Origin of the sequence: Nakamurella deserti (genome assembly GCF_003260015.1) — a bacterium.
Lineage (GTDB): Bacteria > Actinomycetota > Actinomycetes > Mycobacteriales > Nakamurellaceae > Nakamurella > Nakamurella deserti.
In genome coordinates, this window is record NZ_QCXS01000002.1 from 2,530,639 (window position 1) to 2,554,738 (window position 24,100).

Consider the following 24,100-nt stretch of genomic DNA (forward strand, 5'->3'; position numbering starts at 1 on the left):
CCCCGGCCCCGGACCGGGCGCACGGCGGCATCACACCGACGCCCGTGATGTCTGCGCACGTAACACGGCGTTAACACCGCGGGTCTGTGGGCGGGTTCACACCTCGACGTCCGGGCGCACCGGCCGCCCGTTCCGGTGGTGGCCCGCCGCGAGCACGACCGCCCGCACCGCCAGGCAGGTCCGCAGATGCCGGTTCGTCGCGGTGTCCAGCGACCGGGACAGGTGTTCGTCACTGGCCGAGCTGACCACGAAGTACAGCGCCGAGAAGGCCCCGAGGAACACCGCCACCCGCACGTGCTCCGCGGTCATCGTGTACCGGTCACCGGCCACGAACACCTCCCACAGGATGCGCGGCTGCACCCCGATCCACGACCGGACGGTGGGCTCGTCCACCGTCAGCACTCCGAACAGCACGAAGAACGCGCTGATGGCGAGCCCCACCACGAACGCCACCATCAGCTTGCCGAAGACCGCGACCAGCAGCAGGTTCAGCCGCTCGCGCAGCCGCAGCGGCACGACGGTCCAGGCCACCGCCCCGGCCGGACGCAGCGCCGCCGGCAGCGCCGCCCGGACCTCCTCGGCATCGGCGAAGACGGCGAAGTCCTCCAGATCGGCCCGGCCCCGCCGCATCAGGAAGGCGACGATCAGCGCGAGCAGCAGCAGCACGGTGAGCACCAGGGGGATGCCGCTGAGCTCCCCGGCGGTCTGCCAGGTCGCGTTGTTGAGGAAGAAGAAGGTGATCGCGACCAGCAGCAGGGGCAGCACGTGCAGGACGCCGGACTCGCCGGTGACCACCGAGCGGAAGAACCAGTGCAGCGAGAACCGCAGCACCCGGTTGACGCCGAACGCGGTGGCGGCGAAGGCCAGCACCACGGCCAGCACCGGTACGGCCCACCACACGAACGCCGGCGCGGTGGCGTCCTCCTCCTGGATCAGCACCAGGGTGGCGGCCAGCAGCACGCCCGCCGCGACGATGCCGGTCAGCAGGGCGCCGGGGCGGCGGAAGACGCCGCGGACGCTGGCGTACCCCGGCACCAGGGCCGGGCACCCGGACTCGAGCAGGAACCGCTCCCCCGGTGTCCGGTCCGGTGTCACGGCTCCGCCAACGGCAGCAGGGCGGCGAGGTCGGCCCGCAGCCCACTGGCGTTGACCCGGCCGGCCGCCACCGCCCCCTCCCACGACAACCGGCCCGACACCAGGTCCAGCCAGGTCGCGGCGTCCATCTCCACGACGTTGGGCGGGGTGCCGCGGGTGTGCCGCGGGCCCTCGATCGCCTGCACCGCGGCGAACGGCGGCACCCGGATCTCCACGGTGTGGCCGGGGTGCTGCTGCGCGAGCCACCGCAGCGTGGTGCGCACGAGGTCGCGGGCCGGGACCGGGGCGCCGGCGTCGGCCGGGTCGGCCAGTCGCCGCAAGGCCGTGCGGACCTCCGCCGCCGTCACCGCCCGTCGCACCATCACCGCGCCAGATTACGACCCGACGACGGCTCCCGTTCCGCAGCGTGCCCGCCCGGTGGCACAGAGTGGACGGATGGTGCTCTCGCGAGCCCGACCCAGGTCCCTGTCCGGTGGGCCCGCCGGTCCCTATCGTCGGTCCTCGACGGGCAGGGCCGCAGCGGCGTGGGAGAAGCAGAGATGACCGATCGACGGACGTTCCTCACCGGCGCCGCGGGCGCCGTCGGTGCGCTGGGAGCGGGCGGCCTGCTCGCCTCCTGCACCACCACGCCGACCACCACCGGCGCCTCCGGCACCATCGGCACGTCCGCCGCCATCGACACGTCCGGCGCCTCCGGGCCGGCCACCGGGACGACCACCGCCGCACCTCCCGCCGGGAACCCCACGTTCACGCTCGCGCCGGTCGGGGACACCTCCCCCGACGGGTACTCCGTGCTCGCCGTCGACGACTCCCGTATCGAGGCGGCGGTGGCGGCGCTGGACGGGATCGCGGAGGACGTGATGCAGCGCTCGGGCATCCCCGGCATGGCCATCGCGGTCGTCCGGGGGGCGCAGGTGCGGTACGCGAAGGGGTTCGGCGTCCGGGAGGTCGGCAGGCCCGAGACGATCGACGCCGACACGGTGTTCCAGCTGGCGTCGGTGTCCAAGTCGATCGCCGCCACGTGCGTGGCGAAGGCCGTCACCGACAAGGTCGTCACCTGGACGGACCCCATCGTGTCGCACCTGCCGGACGTCGAACTCAGCGATCCGGCGGTGACCGCCATGGTCACCGTCGCGGACTGCTTCGCCCATCGCACCGGCCTCCCCGACGCGGCCGGCGACGACCTGGAGGGGCTGGGGTTCGACCGGACGCAGATCCTGGAGCGGCTGCGGTTGTTCCCGCTGGATCTGTTCCGCGCCTCCTACCACTACACCAACTTCGGGCTCACCCTCGGCGGCACCGCGGTGGCGGCGGCGGCCGGCCTGCCGTGGGAGGACCTCTGTGCGAAGAACGTCTACGAGCCGCTCAGGATGACCGCCACCAGCTCCACGCACGAGGGCTATCTCTCGCGGGCGAACCGCGCGACGATCCACTTCCCGGTCGACGGCGGCTTCCGGCCGCTGTACACCCGCGACGCCGACGCACAGTCGCCGGCCGGCGGGGTCAGCTCGTCGGTGAACGACCTGACCCGGTGGCTGAGCCTGCAGCTCGCGGACGGGCAGGTGGACGGCGTGCCGCTGATCGACCCGGACGTGCTGCTGGAGATGCACCTGCCCCACATCACCAACGCGCCGGCGACGGCACCGGTCGAGCGGAGCCGCTTCTACGGCTACGGCGTCAACGTCGAGACGACCTCCAGCGGTCACGTGCGGTGGGGGCATTCCGGCGCCTTCTACGTCGGCGCCGGCACCTGCTACGGCATCGTGCCGGCGGCCGGCGTGGCCGTCGTCGTGCTCACCAACGCCGCGCCCCTGGGCGTCGCGGAAGCCGTCGCCTTCAGCTTCACCGACCTGGTGCGCACCGGCGTGGTGGAGCGGGACTGGCTCGACCACTACGGACCGCTGTTCACACAGCTGTTCGTCAACCCGAGCACCGTCGCCGGCCCCGCCCCGGCGGACGCCGCACCGCCGCGCCCGTCGGCCGCGTACACCGGCATCTACCGCAACGACTACGTCGGCGACGTCACGGTGACCGACAGCGGTGGCACGCTCACCGTCACCCTGGGACCCAAGGACCTGACCGCACCCCTCACCCCCTACGACGGTGACGTCTTCGCCTGGGAGCCGCCGGGCGGCAACGGTGACCCGGTCTCGGCGGTGACGTTCGGCGGAGAACCCGGCGGTCCGGTCACCACGATGACGCTGGAGTTCCTGCAGCTCGGTGACCTCGTCCGGGTCTGAACCGTCCCGGCGACACGCGTCGCCCGCCCGGTGCCGCCCCGGACCGGTGAGCAGGACGCCGGGTTCGTCACGCTGCGCGAACACTTCCGGCGCGCGCCTTTCGTCCGTTTCCCCGAACGAGCGCAGAAACGGCGCTGGATAACGTTCTGGTCACAAGAAATTTCGTTCCGTGACTTCCTGCGACGAAGCGCTGACGATCGGCTCGCCAGCTGTGAAACGGCGATGAAGCGCGGAGGAAAAGCGTGAACGAGCACCACGGGAGAAGAACCCGGCGTTGGAAGGGGCTGCTGTCCGCTGCGGTCGCCGTGGCGGTGGTGATGACCGGCGCGGGACCCGCGGCCGCCGACCCCGACGCCGACCCGGGAACGACCGACCCACCCAAGGACTCCGCGTCGGAGACGCTGAGCAGTCACGACCTCGACCTGCTCGCCGACGCCGAGGCCAAGGGCGAGCAGCAGGTCACGCTGATCGTCGCCACCGAGAAGGGCGAGACCGCTCCGGTGGCCGACGAGATGGTCGCCCTGGGCGGGCAGGTCGCCAACCAGGTCGACGACCTCGGATACGTCCGGGTCCAGGTGCCCACCGCCGAGGTGCTCAAGGCCTCTACGGTGACCGGCGTGCTGGCGATGGATCTCAACGAGGTCCTCATGCGGCCCAAACCCGAGCCGCAGCGCAGCGACGCCGCCGCCGGTGCGGTGGCCGCGCAGGCCGGCCCCGGGGCGGACACCCCCGCGGACAACCCGTTCATGCCGACGGCCGAGACGGGCGCCGTCGGATTCGTCCGCGCCCACCCGGAATGGGACGGCCGCGGCGTGACCATCGGCATCATGGATTCCGGCGTCGACCTGGACAACCCGGCACTGCAGACCACCTCGACCGGCGAGCGCAAGATCGTCGACTGGTTCACCGCCACCGACCCGGTGTTCGACAACGACCTGACGTGGCGGCCGATGCTGACCGCCGTCAGCGGTCCCACCTTCACCTTCGGCGGCCAGCAGTGGACCGCCCCGGCCGGGGCGTACCTGGTCAACCGGTTCTCCGAGTCGATCACCGCCGGCAGCTCCCCCGGGGGCGACGTCAACCGGGACGGCGACACCACCGACCGGTTCGGGGTCCTCTACGACCCGGCCACCGGTGACGTCCGTGTCGACGTCGACCAGGACCTCGACTTCACCGACGAGGCCGTGATGCGTCCCTACGCGGAGAAGTTCGACGTCGGCCACTTCGGCACCGACGACCCCGCCACCGACGTCCGCGAGCAGATGCCGTTCACCGTCGAGGTGCGCAAGGCCGTCAGCCTGGCGCCGTACAACCTCCCCGGCACGGCCGACTTCGTCAACATCGGGATCATCGAGGACGAGCACGGCTCGCACGTCGCCGGCATCACCGCCGCCAACGACATGCTCGGCAACCCGAACCTCGACGGCGCCGCCCCCGGGGCCACGATCGTCTCCGCCCGGGCCTGCAGCTGGGGCGGTGGCTGCACCGCCGCCGCGCTGACCGACGGCATGGTCGAACTCGTGCGCAACCGCAAGGTCGACGTGGTGAACATGTCCATCGGCGGCCTGCCCGCGCTCAACGACGGCAACAACGCCCGGTCGCTGCTCTACACCCGGTTGATCGACGACTACGGCGTCCAGCTGTTCATCTCGGCCGGCAACTCCGGCCCCGGCGTCAACACCATCGGCGATCCCTCGGTGGCCTCCGACGTGGTCAGCGTCGCCGCCGGCATCAGCCGGAAGACCTGGCTGGCCAACTACGGGTCGGTGGTGCGCACCAGCTACGGGATGTTCAACTTCTCCTCCCGGGGACCGCGCGAGGACGGCGGCTTCAAGCCCAACCTGACCGCGCCGGGCTCGGCGATCTCCACCACCCCGCTCTGGCAGCCCGGTGGCCCGGTCCCCCAGGCCGGCTATCCGCTGCCGCCGGGATACCAGATGCTCAACGGCACCTCGATGGCCTCCCCGCAGGCCGCGGGAGGCGCCGCACTGCTGCTGTCGGCCGCGCGCGCGACCGACCGGGGGATCACCCCCGCCCAGCTGCGCCGGGCGCTGTACTCCTCGGCGACCTTCATCAAGGGCGTCCAGGCCGCCGCCCAGGGCAACGGCCGGATGAACGTGAACAAGGCGTGGCGGCTGCTCGCCCGCGACGTCGAGGTCCCGGAGTACACCTCCTCCGCGCCCGTCTGCACCCCGCTGTCGGGATCGCTGGCGACCCCGGACCGCGGACAGGGCATCTACAACCGCTGCGCCGCCGGTGCGGGCGGCCTGGCGGCCGGCACGGCGCAGACCTACACGGTCACCGTCACCCGGACCGTCGGAAAGCCCGGCAGCACCCGCCACACGCTGCGCTGGGTCGGCAACGACGGCACCTTCTCGTCCGCACGGACGGTCGAGCTCCCGCTGGGACAGCCGGTGGACATCCCCGTCCGGGTCGAGGGCGACGCCGGCATCCACAGCGCGTCGCTGGAGGTCGACGACTGGCGCACCCCGACGGTGGACTTCGAGATCATGAACGCCGTCCTCGTCTCGACCGCACCCACCGAACCCGCCTTCTCGGTGGTCAACCGCGGTACGGTCGACCGCAACGCCACCCGGTCGTTCCTGGTGACGGTGCCCGAGGGCGCACCCGCGCTGCAGGTCGACCTCTCGGGCATCGCGACCGGTTCGCAGACCCGGTTCATCGCGATCAACCCGTACGGCGTGCCGGTCGAGTCGACCTCGAGCCTGGAGTGCTTCACCAACTTCTCCGACCCCGCGACCTGCAACCCGCAGGAGCGGTCGTTCAGCGAGCCGATGGCCGGGGTCTGGGAGTTCGAGGTCGAGTCCCGCCGGACGTCACCGTCGATCAACAACCCGTTCCGGCTGACCGCCCGCATCCAGGGTGTCGACGTCCAGCCGGAAGTCGTCGAGGTCGCGCAGGCCACGGTCGGCGTCGCCACCCCGGTCACCTGGAACCTGACGAACACCTTCGGCGCGGTGACCGTGCACGGCGAGGGCGGCCCGATGGGCAGCAGCGCGGCGAGCCGGCCCACCATCGCCGACGGCCAGACCCTGTCCTACGAGGTCGAGGTGCCCGCCGGCACCACCCGGCTCGACGTGGGCATCGGCGGCACCACCGATCAGAGCGCCGATCTGGACCTCACGCTGTCCCTCAACGGCGTGCAGGTGGCGCAGCAGGCGGACGGCGACTCGGAGGAGGCCGTCACGCTGGTCAACCCGGCGGCGGGCACCTACACCGCCGAGGTGGTCGGCTACGACGTGCCGGCCGGCACCACGGAGTTCGACTACACCGACGTCTTCTACTCCCCCACCCTCGGTGCGGTGTCGGCTCCGGCGACGGCGATCCCGCTGGCCTACGGCGCCACCGCGACCATCGAGGGTTCGGTCACGGCGAACGCCGCACCGGAGGAGGGCCGGCAGCTGTTCGGTGAGCTGCTGGTCGTCACCGACGAAGGGGCCGTGGTCGGTCGCGGTCAGGTCCGCATCGGCAGCGTGACGACGGGCTGACCCCCGCACCGTCCGAACGAACCGCGTCCCGGCATCCGCCGGGGCGCGGTTCGTCGTTGCGGCCCCCGATCGTCCGGAGCATGCGGCATCCGGCGGGGCCCGGTTGGTCGTCGCGGGCCCCCGATCGTCCGGAGCATGCGGCATCCGGCGGGGCCCGGTTCGTCGTCGCGGCCCCCGATCGTCCGCACGGTCCGGCGTCCGCCGGGGCGCTCAGGCGGCGGTGGCCGACGTGACCCGCAGCGGGGCGCCCTGCTGGCAGGTGGTCATCAGGTCCGGCTCGGGGCGACCGGTGACGGTCAGCCGCTGTCCGGACGCGATCAGCTCCACGGGACCGCCGACCAGCAGGTACCCGTCCAGCAACCAGCAGTTCGCCTCGACGCCGGCGGTCGGCACACCGGTGACGGTGACGGCGGCGGCCGTTCCGACCGCGGGAGGCGACAGGGTCGGGTCCTCGATCTCGGTGCCCGGGGTCGGAACGGGAGCGGTACTCCCGGGAGCGGGGCCTGACGGCGTCGCCGGTCCGGTCGACGACGGACCCCCGGCGACCGTGCTCGTCGCCGGCGTGGGCCCGCCGGGCGTGCCCGACCCGCCCGTCGGGGTGGCGGGGGCGTTGCCGCCGCACCCGGCGAGCACCGCCGCGAGCAGCAGGGGCAGGATCACACGACTCGTCCTCATGTCTGCTCCGACGGTACGCAGCCGTCCCGCGGTTGCACGCTCCGGGCCGGTCAGGAATGGTTCTCGGTCGCGCTGATCTGCACGGCCAGGTCGGCCGGGGCCAGGTCGGCGTCACGGAAGGCGTCGGTGAGCGGCAGCGACACGTGCAGGTCGGTGCCCACGCAGATCTCCAGGGTGCCGCGGGCCAGCAGGTAGTCCAGCACGTGGCCGCCCTTCGCCCGGGCCGCGTCCAGGAAGTGCACGTGACCGCCCGGCACACCGATGCCCTGCTCGTACAGCGGCGTCCGGAAGCCGGCCACGACCCCGCTGACGTCGGTGAACGTCACCACCGGCTCGCCCCGGGTGGCGGCCGTCAGCGGCGGGTAGGGCCGGGTCTGCCGGGCGGCCGTACGGGTGCGGACCCAGGAGAAGTCCCCGGTGATCCGGATCGCGTAGCAGTAGTTCTCCGACCGGACGAGGTCGTGGATGATCTCGACGACCTGCTCCCGGGTCCGGTCGGGGGGCAGCGCCGTGGTGACGTGCGGCTGGAAGCGGGTGAGCACGGCGAAGGGCGTGCGGGCGTCCGGTGCGGCGACGGTCGCCTCCCCGGACCCGCGCAGCTGGTGGCACACGCCGTCCAGCACGACCATCTCCCCGTCCAGCGCGTTGAACGTGCCGAGCCCGAAGTCGCCGTGCCGCAGCAGTTCCGCGACCGTCATCTCACCGTCGTAGACGCCGTCGAGCAGCGCGCTCATCAGACTGGTCTGGAAGATCGGGTGCCGGACGGGGGTCGTCATGGTCGTCATCCTCGCCGACGGCTGCCGCACCCGGGCGGAATCCGCGGATCCCGCGGGTTCCGGCGGATCCCGCGGATCTCCGGGGCGCACCCACGGACGGGTCGTGATCTGACACGATGCTGCGGTGAGGGACGCCGGGCTGCGACGCGCCTCCGGCGGGCGCAGCCTGCGGCTCGCGGTGGGTCTCACCGTGGTGGCCACGGTGGTGCTGGCCGGCGTCGAGACCGTCCTGCTGGTCGCGGTGGGCGGCCCGACGGCCGTCCTGCTGATGTTCCCGGCCACCGGCCTCGTCTACACCGGGGTCGGCGCCCTCGCCTGGGTCCGCCGACCCGCCAACCGCACCGGGCCGCTGTTCGTCGTCGGCGGTCTCGTCTGGCTGGGGGCGGGCCTGCTCAACACTGCACCGCCGCCGCTCGTCGCCGTCGGGCAGATCATGGCGACCGTGCCGCTGGCGATCGTGCTGCACGCGCTGCTGGCCTTTCCGTCCGGGCGGGTCGGGAGCGGTCTGCCGGCCACGCTGGTGGTCGCCGGCTACCTGACCACCGTCGTCGGGCAGGCGCCCCTCTACCTGTTCGGCGGTCCCGACGGGGGCGCCGGCGGGCCGCTGGTCGTCGCGGACCGACCGGAGCTCGTCGCTGTCGGCCAGCAGGTGCAGGCGGGCATCGCGGCGGTGCTGATCGCGGTGACGTCGGTGCTGCTGGTGCGGCGGCTGGTGCGCGGCGACCTCGCCCACCGCCGGGTGCTCGGTCCGCTGTACGGCTTCGGCGTCTTCGCCGTCGTCGGGGTCACCGCGTCCGTGAACGTCCTCGCCCGGTTCGTCGAGCTGGACCCGCTGGTCGTGCCGGTCGTGCAGATCGCGGTGCTGGCCGGTGTCCCCGTCGCCTTCGTCGCCGCCGTGCTCCGGGGTGGGTTCTCCCGGACCGCGGGGCTCGAGGAACTGGGGGTCTGGCTGGGTAGCCACCGGGCCGCCCGCGACGACCTCGGCGCCACCCTGGCCCGGGCCCTCGGTGACCCCGGTGCGACCCTGCTGTACCGCGTCGAGTCCGGCGACGGGCGCCCCGACTGGTGGGCCGACGGCGACGGAACGCCGGTCACCGTCGACGACGACGGCCGCCACCGCACGGTGCCGGTCGTGCTCGACGGGGAGCGGATCGCCGCCATCCGCTACGACGCGGCGCTCATCCGCGACCCCGCCGAGGTGCGCGCGGTCGGTCGGGTGGCCGCCATCGCTATCGGCCACGAACGGCTCACCACACAGCTGCTGGCGACCCGGGAACAGCTGCTCACCTCCCGGCGGCGGCTGGTGGAGGCCGGTGACCAGGAGCGGCGGCGGCTCGCCCGCGACCTGCACGACCGCCTGCAGAACCGGTTGGTGCTGCTCGGGCTGCAGGTCGGCGGGCGCCTCGCCGCCCCCGCACACCACGACGACCCGGTGCTGCTGGAGCTGCGCCGCGGGCTCGACGAGGCCATCACCGAGCTGCGGCTGCTGGTGCAGGGGGTGCTGCCGGCGGTGCTGATCGAGCGGGGCCTGTACGCGGCGCTGGAGTCGATGGCCGACCGCTGCCCCATTCCCACCACGGTCGAGATCGGCGGCGCGACCGACGGCCGGTTGCCGACCGCGGTCGAGACGACCGCCTACCACGTGGTCTCCGAAGCCCTCACCAACGCGGTCAAGCACTCGGCGGCGGGAGCGGTCGACGTCCGGGTGCGACGGACCGCGGACCGGCTGCACATCCTCGTCGCCGACGACGGCGTCGGCGGCGCCGTCGCCAACGGCGGCGTCGGGCTGGCCGGGATGGCCGACCGGGTCGCGGCCCTCCGGGGCACCCTGACGGTCGACAGCGCTCCGGGTACCGGCACCCGGCTCACCGTGGAGATGCCGTGCGGGTGGTGATCGGCGAGGACGAGGCCCTGCTCCGGGCCGGGCTCGAGGTGTTGCTGGGGCAGGACGGGTTCGAGGTGGTGGCGACCGCGGCGGACGCCGACGAGCTGATCGTCCTCAGCCGCCGGTTCCGGCCGGACCTGGTGCTCACCGACATCCGGATGCCGCCCACCCACACCGACGACGGTCTGCGCGCCGCCACGGCGATCCGCCGCGTCCTGCCCGGCACGGCGGTGGTCGTGCTGTCCCAGCACGTCGAGCAGCGGTACGCCGTCGAGCTGGTGGGCGACGACCCGGCGGGGGTGGGCTACCTGCTCAAGCAGCGTGTCCTCGACGTCCCCGCCTTCGTGCAGGCGCTGCGGCGGGTCGCCGACGGCGGCACCGCGCTGGACCCGGAGGTGGTGGCCGCGATGATGACCCGCACCCGGCGCGACCCCGACCCGCTGGAGCGGCTGAGCCCCCGCCGCCGGGAGGTGCTGGCGCTGATCGCGGAGGGCCGCACCAACCTCGCCATCGCCCGGCGGCTCGGCATCTCCGAGAAGTCGGTGGTGGCTCACGCGTCGGCGATCTACGACATCCTCGGGCTGGCGCCCGGCGGCGACGACCACCGCCGGGTGCTCGCGACGATCCGCCACCTCGATCGCCGACCGCCGCCACCGACCGGGGGTGGCACGATGCGGCCATGACGACCGACCCCGGAACCCCCGAACCGTCCTGCCTGTTCTGCCGCATCGTGGCCGGTGACGAGCCCGCGCACCTGGTCTGGTCCGACGACCACACGGTGGCGTTCCTGGACACCCGGCCGCTGTTCCCCGGCCACGTGCTCGTCGTGCCCCGGCGCCACCACGTGACCCTCGCCGACCTCCCCGCGGAGCTGCTCGCCCCGCTGTTCGGGCGGGCCCGGCTCGTCTCCGCGGCGCTGCCGGCGGCACTGGGCGCCGAGGGGAGCTTCGTGGCGATGAACAACACGGTCAGCCAGAGCGTCCCGCACCTGCACGTCCACGTCGTCCCCCGGACCCGCGGCGACGGCCTTCGCGGCTTCTTCTGGCCGCGCACCCGGTACCCGGACGACGCGGCCGCGGCCGCCGTCGCCACCGCGATCCGGGACGCCGTCGGCGCACCGGCCGCCCCGGCCGCCCCGGCCTGACCGACGCGCACTCCCCGGCTGGGATGACGGCGCCGGCCCGATCCTCACCTGCGGTGACGGCGCTCCGGTCGGCCTTTCGACCGTTCGTGCCGACCGGCCGCGCGGAAGGGGTGCATCCGCCGCCGTTGCGCGGGATCGCCGACGGACCCGGGATACTGGACGGGATCCGATCGATCACCGGTCACCCCGGTCGGACGACGCGCCACGTGCACAGACAGGAGCCGCGATGCACCGCCGCCCGCTGTGCCCGGTGCCCCGGCGCGGGGTCGTCGGCGTCCTGCTGGCGGCGCTGACCCTGACGGCATGCGCCGCCGCCGACCGGACCGGATCGCGCTCGACCGCGTCCGCGGTGGTGACGGAGGTGCCCGCCGACGTGGCGGCGTCGGGTGGCACCGCGCCGACCGACGACGTGCAGACGTCCGGACCGGTGACGCAGTCCACCGCGCTGCCGACGGGATGGCCGCCGGGGCTGACGTTCCCCGAGGGGACGACGATCACGTGGTCGACCACCGACGACACCGGTATGTCCGTCCTGTTCGACGCTCCGCAGGATCTGGCCACCCTGCGGTCGTACTTCGACGGGGTGGTCACCGCGCTGGGGTACGAGCGCAAGACCGACGAGGGCTTCGTCGACATGCTGTCCACGTCCTGGGCGGCCGACGGCGTCACCGTCTCGGTGACCGCGACGCCCGTCGACGGCCGCACGTCCGGCGTCCTGCAGGTGCAGCCCGACGCGTGACCCGCGGAACCGGTGGCGGCACCCCGTCCGATCACCCCATCCGATCCGGGCGCGGCTCCGAAGGGCTCTGGTGACGTTCTCCCGGACCTCTCCCGACCACGCGCACCTCATCGGGATGCACGCGGCGGAGGGTCGCACCGCCGAGCCGTCCGCGCTGTGCCTGGTCCTGCACGGTGGCCGGTCGGTGAGTGAGGCCGAGGTGCTGGCCGGTCACATCGCGGTCCTGCGGATGCGTCCCGTCGCCCGGGTGCTGGCCCGGGCGCTGCCGTCGGTGGCGGTGTACCGCCTGCAGCTGTCCATCCGCGGTTGGAACGGCTCCGGCGCCGCCCCGGTCCGTGACGCCCGGTGGGCCGTCCGCACCCTCCGGGCGCTGCATCCGGACGTCCCGATCGTGCTGGTCGGGCACTCGATGGGCGGCCGCACGGTGCTGCGTGTCGCCGACGAGCCGGCGGTCGTCGGGGTCGTGGGACTGGCCCCGTGGCTGCCCGCCGACGAGCCGATCGCCCACCTGGGCGCTGTCGCCGTCCGGCTGGTGCACGGTGACCGGGACCGGATCGTCCCCGAGCCGAGCACCCGCGCCGTGGTGGCCCGGCTGCTCACCGCCGGCGTCGACGTCCGCCGCTCGGTGCTGCCCGGGACCGGTCACGGCATGGTCCGCGGATGGCGACGCTGGAACGCCGAGGTGGTCGCCGCGGTCACCGCCCTGCTCGGCGCCGCGCGCCGCACCGGCCCGGGCTCGCCGGTCGACCCGGCGGCGGGGAACCCCGGGGACCGGGTCCGCAGCGAGCCCGAGCACTGAGCCGCCGCCGGCCCGGACCCGTCCCGCTCTTCCGGACCGGTCAGGCGGCCGCGGGTCGCCGCGGCGCTCCGACCGCGGCGACCGTCGCGGCCAGCGCCGCGAGTGCCGCGACGAGCACTGCCGCGCCCCACCAGCCGGTCCGCACGTACACGGCCGCGCCGAGATAGCCGATGAGGCTGGACCCCGCGTAGTAGCCCAGCGAGTAGAGCGCGGTCGCCTGGGAGCGGGCCTGCGGGATGCGCTCACCGGCCCAGCTGGCGGCCAGCGCGTGCGCGACGAAGAAGCCGAACGTGACCAGCACCAGCCCCACGACAATGAGCCAGAGCGGGCCGGCGAGCGTGACCAGCGCCCCGACGCTCATTCCGGACCCAGCGGTGATCAGGACGGTGTGGCGGCCCCAGCGCCCGACCAGCCGTCCCACCGCCGACGACCCGACGGTGCCGACCAGGTACGCCACGAACAGCAGGCTGACCACGGTCGGCGACAGCAGGTAGGGCGGCGCCACCAGCCGGAACGCCAGCAGGTTGTACATCGTGACGAACCCGCCCATCAGCAGGAAGCCCTGCAGGTAGAACACCCACACCACGCGGTCGGACCGCAGCGCCAGCCGGATCCGGCCGGGGGTGCGCGCGGTCGGGCGGACCGCGGAGCCCGGGAGCAGCACCACGAACACGATCGCGGCGACCGCGACCACGACGCCGGTGGCCGCCGTCCCCCACCGCCAGCCGAACGTGCCGCCGACGGTGCCGGAGACCAGCCGGCCGACGAGACCGCCGATGGTGGTGCCGGCGACGTAGATGCCGCCGACCGCGGCGGCGCGGCCCGCTCGGTCGAGCTCCACGACGTGGGCGATGGCCAACGCCGGGAGCGCCCCGAGCGCGAGACCGGAGATGCCGCGCAACACCAGCAGCGTCCCGAACGTGGGGGCCAGCGGCAGCAGCAGACCGACGACCGCGGTCACCACGGCCGACAGCCGCATGGCCCGGGCCCGGCCGATGCGGTCCGCGACCGCCGCCCACGGCAGCACCGACAGGGCCAGCGCCCCGGTGGCGACCGAGACGGTCAGTGCGGCGGCGGACTCGCCGACCTGCCAGGAGTCGGCCAGATCCGGCAGCAGCGCCTGCGTCGTGTACAGCTCGGAGAAGGTGGCGACCCCGCCGGCGAGCAGCGCGACGGTGAGCCGGGTGGAGGCCTGCATCAGCGGCGGACCCGGTGGCGGGACGGTCCCGCCCGCTCGGCGGACACGATCACCCGGCCACCGGGGCGGCTCAGCCGAACAGCGCCGGCAGCGTGCCGGACCACGCCTCGCGCAGCTCGGCCAGGGTCAGGTCGCCGACGTCCTGGATCTCCAGGGTCGGCACCTCGCCGGGACCGGCCGGCAGCACGGCGCCGACGCGCAGCAGCGGCTGCTGCCGGGCCAGGCACATCTCGGTGAAGCGCAGCTCCTCGCTGCGCGGCACCGCGACGAGCACCCGCGCGGTCGATTCGGAGAACAGGAACGTGAACGGGTCGATGTCGGCGGGCGGCACCAGCCGGGCACCGGTCTCGCCGGTCAGGCACATCTCGACGATCGCCGACGCCAGCCCACCCTCGGAGAGGTCGTGCGCGGCCGACACCATGCCGTCCCGGGACCCGGCGATGAGGATCTCGCCGAGTTTGCGCTCCGCCTCGAGGTCGACGACCGGCGGCTTCCCGCCGAGGTGACCGTGCACCACGTTCGCCCACTCGGAGCCGTCGAGCTCGTCGTGGGTCGCCCCGAGCAGCAGCAGGGTCTCGCCCGCCTCCTGCCCGATGCCGGGGATCGTCCGGCGGCGCACGTCGTCGATGACGCCGAGCACCCCGACCACCGGTGTCGGCAGGATCGCCGTCGTCCCGGTCTGGTTGTAGAAGCTGACGTTGCCGCCGGTGACCGGGATGCCGAGCGTCGCGCAGCCGTCGGCCAGCCCACGGACGGCCTGCTGGAACTGCCACATCACGGCCGGGTCCTCGGGCGAGCCGAAGTTCAGGCAGTTGGTGACCGCGACCGGCTTGGCGCCGGTGGTGACGACGTTGCGGTACGACTCGGCCAGCGCGAGCTGCGCCCCGGCGTAGGGGTCCAGCGCGGTGAAGCGCGAGTTGCAGTCGGTCGCCATCGCCACGCCCAGGTACGAGTCGTCCGAGACGCGGACGATGCCGGCGTCGGCGGGCTGCGCGAGCACGGTGTTGCCGCGGACGTAGCGGTCGTACTGGTCGGTGACCCAGCCGCGGGAGCACAGGTTGGGCGACGCGATCATCGTCAGGATGAGCTCGCGGATGTCCGCCGGCGTGCCCGGCCGGGCCAGACCGGCGGTGCCGGCGGCGATCAGCGCGTCCTGGGAGTCGGGACGCTGCACGGGCCGCTGGTAGACCGGGCCGTCGTGGGCGACGGTCCGCGGCGGCACGTCGACGACGACCTCGTCGTGGAAGGTGATGACGAGCCGACCGGTCCCGGTGACCTCACCGATGACGTCGGCCTGGACCTCCCACTTGGCGCAGACGGCCAGGAAGGCGTCCACCTTGTCGGGGGTGACGACCGCGCACATGCGTTCCTGCGACTCGCTGGACAGGATCTCGGCGGGTGACATGCCCTCGGCGCGCAGCGGCACCCGGTCGAGCTCGATGCGCATCCCGCCGTCGCCGGCGGACGCGAGCTCGGAGGTGGCACACGACAACCCGGCGCCGCCGAGGTCCTGGATGCCCACGACGAGGTCGGCCTGGTAGGCCTCCAGCGTGCACTCGATGAGGACCTTCTCGGCGAACGGGTCGCCGACCTGGACGCTGGGCAGCTTGCGGCGGCTGTTGGACCCGCCGCCCGCACCACCGTCGCCGGCGAAGGTGTCCGAGGCCAGCACGGAGACGCCGCCGATGCCGTCGAGGCCGGTGCGGGAGCCGTACAGGATGACCTTGTTGCCCTCGCCGGAGGCGTGCGCGGTGTACATGTCCGCGGCGCGCAGGACGCCGATGCAGGCCGCGTTGACCAGCGGGTTCCCGGCGAAGGAGGCGTCGAAGAAGACCTCGCCGCCGATGTTGGGCAGGCCCAGGGAGTTGCCGTAGCCGCCGACGCCGGACACGATCCCGGGGAGCACCCGCGCGGTGTCGGGGGCGTCCGCCGGACCGAACCGCAGCTGGTCCATCACCGCGACCGGACGGGCGCCCATGGCGAGGATGTCGCGGACGATGCCGCCGACACCGGTGGCCGCACCCTGGTAGGGCTCGACGTAGGACGGGTGGTTGTGCGACTCGACCTTGAAGGTGACCGCCCAGCCGTCGCCGACGTCGACGACTCCGGCGTTCTCGCCGATGCCGGCCAGCATCACCGAGCGCATCTCGTCGGTGGTGGTCGCGCCGAAGTAGGACAGGTGCACCTTGGACGACTTGTACGAGCAGTGCTCGGACCACATCACCGAGTACATGGCGAGCTCGGCGTCGGTGGGCCGGCGGCCCAGGATCTCCTTGATGGCGGCGTACTCGTCGTCCTTGAGCCCCAGCTCGCGGTAGGGCTGCTCCTGGTCGGGAGTGGCCTCGGCGACGGTGACGGTGTCGAGCTGCACGGCGATCAGACCTTCACTGCCGACGTCACGGCATCGACGATGGAGAGGAACATGCCGAGCCCGTCGTCGGTCGGCCCGGTGAGGGCGTCGATGGCGTGCTCGGGGTGCGGCATGAGGGCGGCGATGCGGCCGTCGGCGGAGCAGATGCCGGCGATGTCGTTGAGCGACCCGTTGGGGTTCGCATGGCCCTCGTCGACGACATAGCGCATCAGGACACGGTTCTCGGCCTCGAGCTCGGCGAGGACCGCGGGGTCGGCGACGTAGCGGCCCTCGGCGTTCTTCAGCGGGACGAGGATCTCCGCGCCCTTGTCGTAGCGCGTGGTCCACGGGGTCTCGGTGTTCTCCACCCGCAGCCACTGGTCGCGGCAGAGGAACCGCAGGCCGTTGTTGCGCATCACCACGCCGGGCAGCAGGTGCGCCTCGACGAGGATCTGGAAGCCGTTGCAGATGCCCAGCACGGGCAGTCCGCCGCGGGCGGCGTCGATGACCGCGCGCATCACCGGCGCCTGCGCGGAGATCGCACCGGCCCGAAGATAATCGCCGTAGGAGAAGCCACCGGGGACGATGACCGCGTCCAGCGCGGGCAGCGCGTCGTCGGCGTGCCACAGCGGCACGGCCTCGGCGCCGGCGTACCTCACCGCGCGGGCGGCGTCGACGTCGTCCAGGGTGCCGGGGAAGGTGATGACGCCGATCCGGGCGCCGCTCGCCGCGCCTGCCTGGGTCATACGGTCTCCACCGCGTCGACCCGGCGGATGGTCCACAGCTCGATCACCGGGTTGGCCAGCAGCGTCGAGGCGATGTGCTCGAGCTCCTCGTCGGTGACGGTGTCGTCGACCTCGAGGTCGAAGTGCTTGCCCTGACGGACGGACGAGATCCCGGGGTGCCCCAACCGGCCGAGGGCGCCGAGGATGGCCTTTCCCTGGGGGTCGAGGATCTCCGGCTTGATCACCACGTCGACTTCTACGCGCGCCACAGCGACTCTCCTGAAAGTGGGGGGTAGGCAGCAGACAGCCTAGTCGCTGGGGGACCCCTCCCCTTTCGGATCGACGGCGGCCGTGGCCGCTCCGCCGGGCGGCACGATCGGTCGCACGGGCACGGCGACGGCACGCAGGTGCTCGGCCAGTGCCTCCAGCGCCGGCACCACGTCGACGAGGTCCTGCTGCAGGTGCGCGGGCAGCGCCGACACGTGGGCGGCGAACACGGCGGTCCGGGCCTGCTTGATCTGGGTCTGCAGCGCCGTCCCGGCGGGCGTGATGGCCACGTGCGCGACCCGCCCGTCGGCGGGGTCGGTGTAGCGCCGGATCAGGCCCATCGGTTCGAGTTTGCCCACGACCCGGGACAGCATCGACGGGTTCAGCCCCTCGAACTCGGCCAGCTGGGCCAGCGCCATGTCCTCCTCGCGGGCGACGGTCGCCAGCACCGACAGCTGCGTCGGGGTCAGGCCGACGTCGGGGATCTGCTGGGACAGCCGGCGCGCGGTGCGGGCCAGCGCGATCCGCATCCGGCTGATCTCCTCGCCGTGCGCCGCGGCGGGGCCGGCGGCGGGGTCGACACGCTCGCCGGGTTCCCCGGGCCGGGCGGGACCCGTGGGCCCCGCCGGCACGGCGTACCCGGTGGCGCCGGCGGGGGTCGTCCCGCCGGCGGGGAGGGTGACCTCAGCGGGAGTGGTGTGGTCCATCTCTCCCCTCCGGGCGCCGGATGCCGTGCCGACACCGGCGTCGGACGGCCGGGTGGCGCTCTCACGATAGGCGGCGGATCGGCGCATCCGGCTCCCTCGGGACAGGAGGACTCGACGCAGATCGTTCGCCGGAGTAACGTATCCGGAAGATTGCCGGTCGGCAAGCAAGCATTACCCGTTCCTGAGCGGGCACACGGACACGCGGCACGGCCCCGGAGGCGGACATCAGCATCACCAGTCGCAGGACACCCACGTTGCCGAGCCGCACCCGCCGCCTCCCCGCGCCGCCGCCCACCCACCACGCGCCGGTCCGCCCGTCCGGGTCGTCACCGGTCCGGCGGCCACCCGCGGCACCCCCGGTCCCGCCGGTCGCCGACACCTCCCCCGCCCGCCGGCGGCTGATCTTCGCGATCGTCGCGGTGGCACTGTTCATGTCGGCGATGGACCAGTCGATCGTCGCGACCGCGTTGGGCTCCATCCAGACCGATCTGGGCGCCGGCATCAACTGGACGGGCTGGACGGTCACCGCCTACGCCCTCGGGCAGGTCTTCGTGATGCCGATCGCCGGCCGGATGAGCGACCAGTACGGGCGCAAGAAGATCTTCCTGGCCAGCGCGGCGCTGTTCACCGGCGCCTCGCTCGCCTGCGGCCTGGCCGGCAACATCTACCTGCTGGTTCTCTTCCGGGTGCTGCAGGCCGTCGGCGGCGGCGCGTTCATGCCGTCGGCGACCGGCATCGTCGCCGACCACTTCGGAGCCGACCGGGACCGCGCCATCGGCCTGTTCACCAGCGTCTTCCCCATCGGCGGCATGGTCGGCCCGGTCGTCGGCTCGGTCATCGTCAGCACCTGGTCGTGGCGGGAGATCTTCCTGGTCAACGTGCCGCTGGGGATCGCGCTGATCCTGCTCGGCTGGAAGTTCCTGCCCCGCTCGGACGTGCGTCGCGCGGGTACGACCGACGTCGCCGGCATCGCGCTGTTCAGCGGGATCCTGCTGGCCGGGATGGGCGCGGTCACCCACCTCGGATCGGCGGCGGCGTCGGTGACGGACCCGCTGTTCCTGGTGCTGGTGGCGGTGGCCGTCCTCGCCGCGGTGGGGTTCCTGCGCCATATCCGCCGGCACCGCACGCCGGTCATCCCGCCGCGGTTCCTCCACGGGCCGGGCTTCGGCGTCATCAACCTGCTCAACTTCGTCTACGGCGCCGCCGCGCTCGGCTTCGCCGTGCTGGTGCCCGTCTACGTCGAGAACCGTTACGGGCTGGACCTGCTGCAGGCGGGTTCGCTGCTCACCGGGCGGGCCGTCGGGATGATCGCGCTGGCGGGACTGGCCGTCTGGGCGCTGCGGCGGACCGGTGTGCGACTGCCGATGACGGTGGGCTTCCTGCTGGTGGCGGCCGGACTGGGCGGGATGGCGCTGGTGCCGCCGGGAACCGCGTCGCCGTTCGTCTGGCTGGCCGTGCTGGCGGTGCTGACCGGCGTCGGTACCGGCCTCGCGGTGCCGGCCGCGAACAACGCCGGCCTGCAGCTCGCCCCGGAGAGCGTCGCCGTCATCGCGGGTCTGCGGGGGATGTTCCGGCAGGCCGGGGCGATCGTGGCGGTCAGCGTCGCCACCGCCGTGATGGCGCGCGCCGCGGTGCCGGCCGAGGCGCTGTCGACCGTGTTCCTGGTCTCCGCCGGGTTGCTGGTCGTCGCCGCCGTGTCGGTCCGGATGATCCCGGAGCACAAGGGCGCCTGGTAGGCCCGGCGAACCCTGGGTTCCGGGCCCCGGTGCGGGCACCCGCGCATCATGTGGCGCAGCTCCGCATCACCAGTTGATGCCGCGCCTCGGTTGCCACAGGTGCGCCGGTGACACCTCGGATGCGACGCCGCTCACCCCGGCCCGGCACACTGGGCGGCGTGTACGTCGTCGAGGACGGTCCGCGGGACGGACCGCCGATCCTGCTGGTGCACGGATTCGCGTCCTCGTCCCACGCCTTCGACCGGCTGGTCGAGGCGCTGCCCGACCGACGCGTGATCCGGGTCGACCTGCTGGGCCACGGCCGCACCGGCGGCGGCGCCGCGGACGCGACCGTCCAGGCCGACGCGCTCGCCGCGGTGCTGCACGACCGTGACCTGCACGAGGTGACCGCGGTCGGCCACTCCTACGGCGCCGACGTGGTCCTCGCGCTCGCCGCGGTCAGCGACCGGGTGCGCCGGACGGTAATCCTGGCCCAGGGGCCCGACTACGCCGGCACCCCGGTGCCCCGGGTCGGCTTCCTGACGGACCGGCCGGCGCTGACCCGGCGGCTGCACACCGCGCTCCGGCCGGCGCTGGGCACACTCGCCCGGCGCCCGTGGAAACCGGTCGTCCGGCAGGGTCTGGACGACCTCAAGGCGACCGATCCGGCGATGCTGCGCGTCGTGCTCGCCGACCGCCGGGCCACGTTGGCCGCCACCCCGCTGGACGCGCAGCTGTCCGCGCTCGGACGGCCCGCCCTGGTCGTCCTCGGTGGTCGGGACCGGTTGTACGGCGCCCGCGCCGCCGACCGCTACCGGGCGGCCGGGGCCCGGGTCGAGGTGATCGCCGCCAGCGGACACGCGATGCCGCAGGAGCACCCGGCCGAGGTCGCCGCGCTGCTGCGCGGTTTCGCCATCTGACCCCGGGCCGGCTCAGGCCAGCACGGCGGTGACGTCCACCTCGACCAGCAGGTCCGGCTCCCCCAGCGCGACCACCCCGATCAGCGTGATCGGCGCGCCGAGTTCCTGCTCCAGCGCCTGGCAGGCCCGCCGGAAACCCGCGCCGAGCGACGGCATCTTGTCGGGCGTCCAGTCCACGACGTACACCGTCACCTTGGCGACGTCGGCGAAGGTGCCGCCGACCGCGGCGAGCGCCGCCGCGACGTTGAGACAGGCCTGCTCGACCTGCGTGGCGAGGTCGCCGGCGCCGACCGGCTCCCCGGTGGCGGTACGGGCCACCTGACCGGCGAGGTACACGGTCCGACCGCCGGTGGCGACGGCCACTTGGTGGTAGATCTCCGACCTCGGCAGGGCCTCGGGGTGGATGAGCTCGATCGGCATGACGACTCTCCTTCCATAGCAGCGTTATGCAACAAACATAGCACCGTTATGTATCGTCATCAAGGTGCCCCGCGCCGCCCCCCGCGCCGTCCGGATGACGCTGATCGACACCGCCGCCGCGATGCTCGCGGCCCGCGAGCCGGTGACGCTGCGCGCGCTCGCCACCCGCAGCGGCACGACCACGATGGCGGTCTACACCCACTTCGACGGGATGCCGGGCCTGTGGCGGGCCGTCCGGCAGGAGGGCTTCGTGCGGCTCGCCGCCCGGCTCGACGCGATCGGCGAGAGCGACGATCCGGTCGCCGATCTGGCCGCTCTGAGCAGCGGCTACCAGGCGGCCGCCCTGTCCGCTCCCGACCTGTACCGGGCCATGTTCGACGCCGCCGCCGACCTCGACGACCCGGCGGTCGCCGACCACGGCTTCGCGCTGCTGGTGACGGCCACCGCGCGCGCCGTCACCGCGCACCGCCTCGACGGCACCACCGATCCGGGCTCGCTGGCGACCCAGCTCTGGGCCGCCGGACACGGCCTGGCGATGCTGGCCGTCACGGGGGTGCTGCCACCGGCCGCGATCCCCGCGCCGGCCGTCGAGCTGGTCATCGCGGTGTGCACGGCGGCCGGCGACGAGCCGGCCCGCTGCCGCCGGTCCGTCACCGCCGGCTGGAACCGGTAGCGGGCCCGGTCAGCGGCGGCGGGCCGGCCGCCGGGGCGGGGGCAGCAGCTCGTCGCCGCCGTCGCCCACCTCGTCGTCGCGCACCGGATGCCGCGGGGTGACCGTCACCGGCGTGCTCTGGTACTTGCGGCCGAAGAAGTAGATGACGGGCAGCGTCGCCAGCAGCGGCCCGACGACCGACACCGGCCGCAGCAGCCACCAGCTGAGGTCGGGCACGGTCGCCTCCGACTCGGTGCCGAAGATCGTCCACTCGACCGCGCGGGACAGCGCCATCCCGGTGGTGTGGAACAGGAACAGCGGCAGCGCGAACCGCGTCAGCACGCCGACGAAGCGGGCGAACAGCTTCCCCCGCCCGAGCACCCGCAGCACCGCGGGCCGCAGCAGCTCGGCCACCCCGACCTGGAACACCGTCAGTGCGATGATGCACACCGTGGGTGGCGCCATGTTCGAGCCCTGGCCGGGCACTCCGACCATCGAACCCGGGTACAGCCCGGAGAAGACCAGCCCGACGAGCGCGAACAGACCGGTGAAGGTGAACAACCGGGCCCGCTGGCGGCTCTGCCGGGACTGGAAGTCCCACTCGAGACGGCCGTCGCGGTACCGCGGGGCGTTGTCCAGCCCGGTGATGCGGCTGTGGAAGTAGCCGAGCTGGAAGGCGAAGCCCCAGACGAACAGCATGTTCGCCCACTCCACGCCCTCGATGCCGTACCGGAAGCGGAGGATGTCCACGATGATCGCGAACCCGCCCAGGAACACCAGCACCAGGGCGTCGTAGCGTCGGTGCAGCCAGACGGTGATCGGCAGCAGGCAGATCAGCGCGAGGTAGGCGGCCACGAACCACAGCGGGCTGATCACGAGCAACACCCCGCGGGTCATCCACGTGAGGTCGAAGACGTTGCCGACGACGATGCCCAGCACGACCCAGGTGAGCAGCAGCGCCGCGGCCGGGATGGCCAGCGAGCGGGCCTGCCGCAACGCGAAGTGCCAGACGCGCTCGCCGCGGGCCTCGCTGCGCTCCCACGCTTTCAGGTGCACGTAGGCGCCGATGTAGAAGAACACCGGCAGCACCTGGAGCAGCCAGGTGAAGATCCACAGCCCCGAGGTGAAACCCAGCGGGCTCGTGGCGTTGGGGCCGTTGTCGTCCCAGATCAGGATGGTGAAGCACCAGTGCCAGACGATGACCACCAGCAGCGAGAACGACCGGAGGAAATCGGCGTAGGGGTCGCGCGACGAACGCGCCGGGCGGGGGGTGCCGGCGGGGACGGGCATCGGCGCACCTCCGCTCGGATCCACCTCGGTCCCCCATCGTTCTCCGAGGGGGTTCGTCGCGGAACCAGCATATTGTCCGGCCCCGACAGTGCGGATCGGGGACGACCCTGATCCGCTGACCACTCCCCGGACGCGCACGTAGAGTGCGGACAACGGCCCGGCCGAACCCGTCCGACCGCCCGCCGCCGCGGGCCTGGAACCTCCGAAGGCAGTCGCGTGGGCACCCTGATCGAGGAGACGACCGAGAGCCGGACGGCGCAGCTGTCGCGGCGGCGCGGTGCCTGGCTGGCCGTCGCCCTGCTCGTGGTGTCGAACGTGATGGCCAACCGGGTGCTGCCGCCGTGGGCGTACCTGCCGTGGAACCTGCTGATGGCGGGCCTGCTGATCCTCATCGCGCGACGCGCCGGCTACGACTTCACCGGGGTGGGCCTGGCGTTCCGCCGGTGGCACCGCCCGGTCGGCGTCGGGCTGCTGCTCGTGGCCACCACCGGGTTCGTGCTCGCGATCGGGCTGGCCCTGCCGGCCACCCGGGACATCTTCCTCGACGAGCGGGTGCAGCAGACCGGCCTGGCCGGGATGTTGTTCCAGGTGCTGGTGCGCATCCCGTTGGGCACGGTGCTGCTGGAGGAGCTCGCATTCCGCGGGGTGCTGCCGTCGCTGTTCGGCGGCAACCCGGCCCAGGTGTGGCGCTGGAAACCGATCCTGCTGTCGTCGGCGCTGTTCGGTCTGTGGCACGTGCTTCCGTCGGCGGCCCTGACCACCGGCAACTCGGCGGTCCGCGAGGCGCTCGGCGGGTCCGCGGTGCTGGTCGCGGTCCTGGCGGTCCTGTCGACGGCGCTGGTGGGCATACTGCTGTCGCTGGCCTGCTACATCGGCCGGGGGCTGAAGGCGTCCATGCTGGTGCACTGGGCGACCAACTCCCTCGGCTTCGTCGCGGCCTGGCTGATCGTCAACTGAGCCGTTCCGGGGCGGCCCGCCCCGGCCGCACACGGAA

At 73.3% G+C, this 24,100-nt stretch carries 22 protein-coding genes; 11 read left to right on the forward strand and 11 right to left on the reverse strand.

Annotation, left to right across the window (positions count from 1 at the left end; translation table 11 throughout):
• Window positions 1-96 precede the first annotated feature (96 nt).
• On the reverse strand, window positions 97-1,095 hold the full coding sequence (locus DB033_RS11555; RefSeq protein WP_111766803.1) for a hypothetical protein: 999 nt from the start codon (window positions 1,093-1,095) through the stop codon (window positions 97-99).
• Complete coding sequence (locus tag DB033_RS11560) at window positions 1,092-1,457, reverse strand: sterol carrier family protein (RefSeq protein WP_157970683.1); 366 nt, start codon at window positions 1,455-1,457, stop codon at window positions 1,092-1,094. Before DB033_RS11560 ends, DB033_RS11555 begins: the two co-directional genes overlap by 4 nt.
• A 177-nt stretch (window positions 1,458-1,634) precedes the next feature.
• Here DB033_RS11560 and DB033_RS11570 point away from each other — a divergent pair, with 177 nt between their 5' ends.
• A complete protein-coding gene (locus DB033_RS11570; protein ID WP_157970642.1) occupies window positions 1,635-3,335 on the forward strand; it encodes a serine hydrolase in 1,701 nt (566 codons plus the stop codon).
• A gap of 317 nt (window positions 3,336-3,652) precedes the next feature.
• Window positions 3,653-6,844: a S8 family serine peptidase gene (locus tag DB033_RS11575; RefSeq protein WP_111767434.1), complete on the forward strand. Its 3,192-nt coding sequence runs from the start codon at window positions 3,653-3,655 to the stop codon at window positions 6,842-6,844.
• Window positions 6,845-7,054: 210 nt separating this feature from the next.
• Here DB033_RS11575 and DB033_RS11580 read toward each other — a convergent pair whose 3' ends face one another.
• Together DB033_RS11580 and budA are read right to left on the reverse strand one after the other, a co-directional pair.
• Window positions 7,055-7,519 carry a hypothetical protein gene (locus DB033_RS11580; RefSeq protein ID WP_111766806.1) on the reverse strand — a complete coding sequence of 155 codons (465 nt, stop codon included), beginning with the start codon at window positions 7,517-7,519 and terminating at the stop codon, window positions 7,055-7,057.
• Window positions 7,520-7,569: 50 nt separating this feature from the next.
• Window positions 7,570-8,295: an acetolactate decarboxylase gene (budA, locus tag DB033_RS11585; protein WP_111766807.1), complete on the reverse strand. Its 726-nt coding sequence runs from the start codon at window positions 8,293-8,295 to the stop codon at window positions 7,570-7,572.
• A gap of 124 nt (window positions 8,296-8,419) precedes the next feature.
• On the opposite strand from budA, the gene DB033_RS11590 reads away from it, so the two are divergent.
• The 5 genes from DB033_RS11590 (at window position 8,420) to DB033_RS11610 (ending at window position 12,862) form a co-directional block, all read left to right on the forward strand.
• On the forward strand, window positions 8,420-10,189 hold the full coding sequence (locus tag DB033_RS11590) for a sensor histidine kinase (RefSeq protein WP_111766808.1): 1,770 nt from the start codon (window positions 8,420-8,422) through the stop codon (window positions 10,187-10,189).
• Complete coding sequence (locus DB033_RS11595; protein ID WP_111766809.1) at window positions 10,177-10,863, forward strand: response regulator transcription factor; 687 nt, start codon at window positions 10,177-10,179, stop codon at window positions 10,861-10,863. Before DB033_RS11590 ends, DB033_RS11595 begins: the two co-directional genes overlap by 13 nt.
• Window positions 10,860-11,324: an HIT family protein gene (locus DB033_RS11600; RefSeq protein ID WP_111766810.1), complete on the forward strand. Its 465-nt coding sequence runs from the start codon at window positions 10,860-10,862 to the stop codon at window positions 11,322-11,324. The genes DB033_RS11595 and DB033_RS11600 overlap by 4 nt, the downstream gene beginning before the upstream one ends.
• A 226-nt stretch (window positions 11,325-11,550) precedes the next feature.
• Window positions 11,551-12,063 carry a hypothetical protein gene (locus tag DB033_RS11605; protein ID WP_111766811.1) on the forward strand — a complete coding sequence of 171 codons (513 nt, stop codon included), beginning with the start codon at window positions 11,551-11,553 and terminating at the stop codon, window positions 12,061-12,063.
• 70 nt (window positions 12,064-12,133) lie between these two features.
• A complete protein-coding gene (locus DB033_RS11610) occupies window positions 12,134-12,862 on the forward strand; it encodes an alpha/beta hydrolase (RefSeq protein WP_111766812.1) in 729 nt (242 codons plus the stop codon).
• 40 nt (window positions 12,863-12,902) lie between these two features.
• Here DB033_RS11610 and DB033_RS11615 read toward each other — a convergent pair whose 3' ends face one another.
• From DB033_RS11615 to DB033_RS11635, 5 genes are all read right to left on the reverse strand, one after another.
• Entirely contained in the window at window positions 12,903-14,060 is a 1,158-nt protein-coding gene (locus DB033_RS11615) for an MFS transporter (RefSeq protein ID WP_111766813.1), read from the reverse strand.
• A gap of 70 nt (window positions 14,061-14,130) precedes the next feature.
• Entirely contained in the window at window positions 14,131-16,431 is a 2,301-nt protein-coding gene (gene purL, locus DB033_RS11620) for a phosphoribosylformylglycinamidine synthase subunit PurL (RefSeq protein WP_111766814.1), read from the reverse strand.
• 5 nt (window positions 16,432-16,436) lie between these two features.
• Window positions 16,437-17,156, reverse strand: a complete 720-nt coding sequence (gene purQ, locus DB033_RS11625; RefSeq protein ID WP_111766815.1) for a phosphoribosylformylglycinamidine synthase subunit PurQ — start codon at window positions 17,154-17,156, stop codon at window positions 16,437-16,439.
• On the reverse strand, window positions 17,153-17,404 hold the full coding sequence (purS, locus tag DB033_RS11630; RefSeq protein WP_111766816.1) for a phosphoribosylformylglycinamidine synthase subunit PurS: 252 nt from the start codon (window positions 17,402-17,404) through the stop codon (window positions 17,153-17,155). Before purS ends, purQ begins: the two co-directional genes overlap by 4 nt.
• 39 nt (window positions 17,405-17,443) lie before the next feature.
• Window positions 17,444-18,109: a MarR family winged helix-turn-helix transcriptional regulator gene (locus DB033_RS11635; RefSeq protein WP_205843765.1), complete on the reverse strand. Its 666-nt coding sequence runs from the start codon at window positions 18,107-18,109 to the stop codon at window positions 17,444-17,446.
• Window positions 18,110-18,363: 254 nt separating this feature from the next.
• Between DB033_RS11635 and DB033_RS11645 the strand changes: the two genes are divergently transcribed.
• Both DB033_RS11645 and DB033_RS11650 read left to right on the forward strand, forming a co-directional pair.
• Entirely contained in the window at window positions 18,364-19,845 is a 1,482-nt protein-coding gene (locus DB033_RS11645) for an MFS transporter (protein WP_205843766.1), read from the forward strand.
• A gap of 158 nt (window positions 19,846-20,003) precedes the next feature.
• The gene (locus DB033_RS11650) at window positions 20,004-20,744 is read left to right on the forward strand and encodes an alpha/beta fold hydrolase (protein ID WP_205843767.1); all 741 of its coding nucleotides are present in this window, start codon (window positions 20,004-20,006) and stop codon (window positions 20,742-20,744) included.
• 12 nt (window positions 20,745-20,756) lie between these two features.
• On the opposite strand, the gene DB033_RS11655 is transcribed toward DB033_RS11650, so the two are convergent.
• Window positions 20,757-21,164 (reverse strand): RidA family protein, encoded by a 408-nt coding sequence (locus DB033_RS11655; protein ID WP_111766820.1) that lies wholly within the window; start codon window positions 21,162-21,164, stop codon window positions 20,757-20,759.
• A 64-nt stretch (window positions 21,165-21,228) separates the two neighbouring features.
• Here DB033_RS11655 and DB033_RS11660 point away from each other — a divergent pair, with 64 nt between their 5' ends.
• Window positions 21,229-21,837 (forward strand): TetR/AcrR family transcriptional regulator, encoded by a 609-nt coding sequence (locus tag DB033_RS11660; RefSeq protein WP_205843768.1) that lies wholly within the window; start codon window positions 21,229-21,231, stop codon window positions 21,835-21,837.
• Window positions 21,838-21,846: 9 nt separating this feature from the next.
• Here the strand turns inward: DB033_RS11660 and DB033_RS11665 are convergent, their stop codons facing one another.
• On the reverse strand, window positions 21,847-23,106 hold the full coding sequence (locus DB033_RS11665; RefSeq protein ID WP_111766821.1) for an acyltransferase family protein: 1,260 nt from the start codon (window positions 23,104-23,106) through the stop codon (window positions 21,847-21,849).
• Between the two features lie 216 nt (window positions 23,107-23,322).
• On the opposite strand from DB033_RS11665, the gene DB033_RS11670 reads away from it, so the two are divergent.
• Window positions 23,323-24,063, forward strand: coding sequence for a CPBP family intramembrane glutamic endopeptidase (locus DB033_RS11670; protein WP_205843769.1), 741 nt, complete (start codon window positions 23,323-23,325; stop codon window positions 24,061-24,063).
• Window positions 24,064-24,100: the final 37 nt, after the last annotated feature.

What these genes read in the sequence shown, in the direction of transcription:
- DB033_RS11560 (WP_157970683.1), bottom strand. Translation starts at nt 1,457, where the DNA reads ATGGTGCGACGGGCGGTGACGGCGGCGGAGGTCCGCACGGCCTTGCGG.
- DB033_RS11570 (WP_157970642.1), top strand. Translation starts at nt 1,635, where the DNA reads ATGACCGATCGACGGACGTTCCTCACCGGCGCCGCGGGCGCCGTCGGT.
- DB033_RS11575 (WP_111767434.1), top strand. Translation starts at nt 3,653, where the DNA reads ATGACCGGCGCGGGACCCGCGGCCGCCGACCCCGACGCCGACCCGGGA.
- DB033_RS11580 (WP_111766806.1), bottom strand. Translation starts at nt 7,519, where the DNA reads ATGAGGACGAGTCGTGTGATCCTGCCCCTGCTGCTCGCGGCGGTGCTC.
- budA (WP_111766807.1), bottom strand. Translation starts at nt 8,295, where the DNA reads ATGACGACCCCCGTCCGGCACCCGATCTTCCAGACCAGTCTGATGAGC.
- DB033_RS11600 (WP_111766810.1), top strand. Translation starts at nt 10,860, where the DNA reads ATGACGACCGACCCCGGAACCCCCGAACCGTCCTGCCTGTTCTGCCGC.
- DB033_RS11605 (WP_111766811.1), top strand. Translation starts at nt 11,551, where the DNA reads ATGCACCGCCGCCCGCTGTGCCCGGTGCCCCGGCGCGGGGTCGTCGGC.
- DB033_RS11615 (WP_111766813.1), bottom strand. Translation starts at nt 14,060, where the DNA reads ATGCAGGCCTCCACCCGGCTCACCGTCGCGCTGCTCGCCGGCGGGGTC.
- purQ (WP_111766815.1), bottom strand. Translation starts at nt 17,156, where the DNA reads ATGACCCAGGCAGGCGCGGCGAGCGGCGCCCGGATCGGCGTCATCACC.
- DB033_RS11635 (WP_205843765.1), bottom strand. Translation starts at nt 18,109, where the DNA reads ATGGACCACACCACTCCCGCTGAGGTCACCCTCCCCGCCGGCGGGACG.
- DB033_RS11655 (WP_111766820.1), bottom strand. Translation starts at nt 21,164, where the DNA reads ATGCCGATCGAGCTCATCCACCCCGAGGCCCTGCCGAGGTCGGAGATC.
- DB033_RS11665 (WP_111766821.1), bottom strand. Translation starts at nt 23,106, where the DNA reads ATGCCCGTCCCCGCCGGCACCCCCCGCCCGGCGCGTTCGTCGCGCGAC.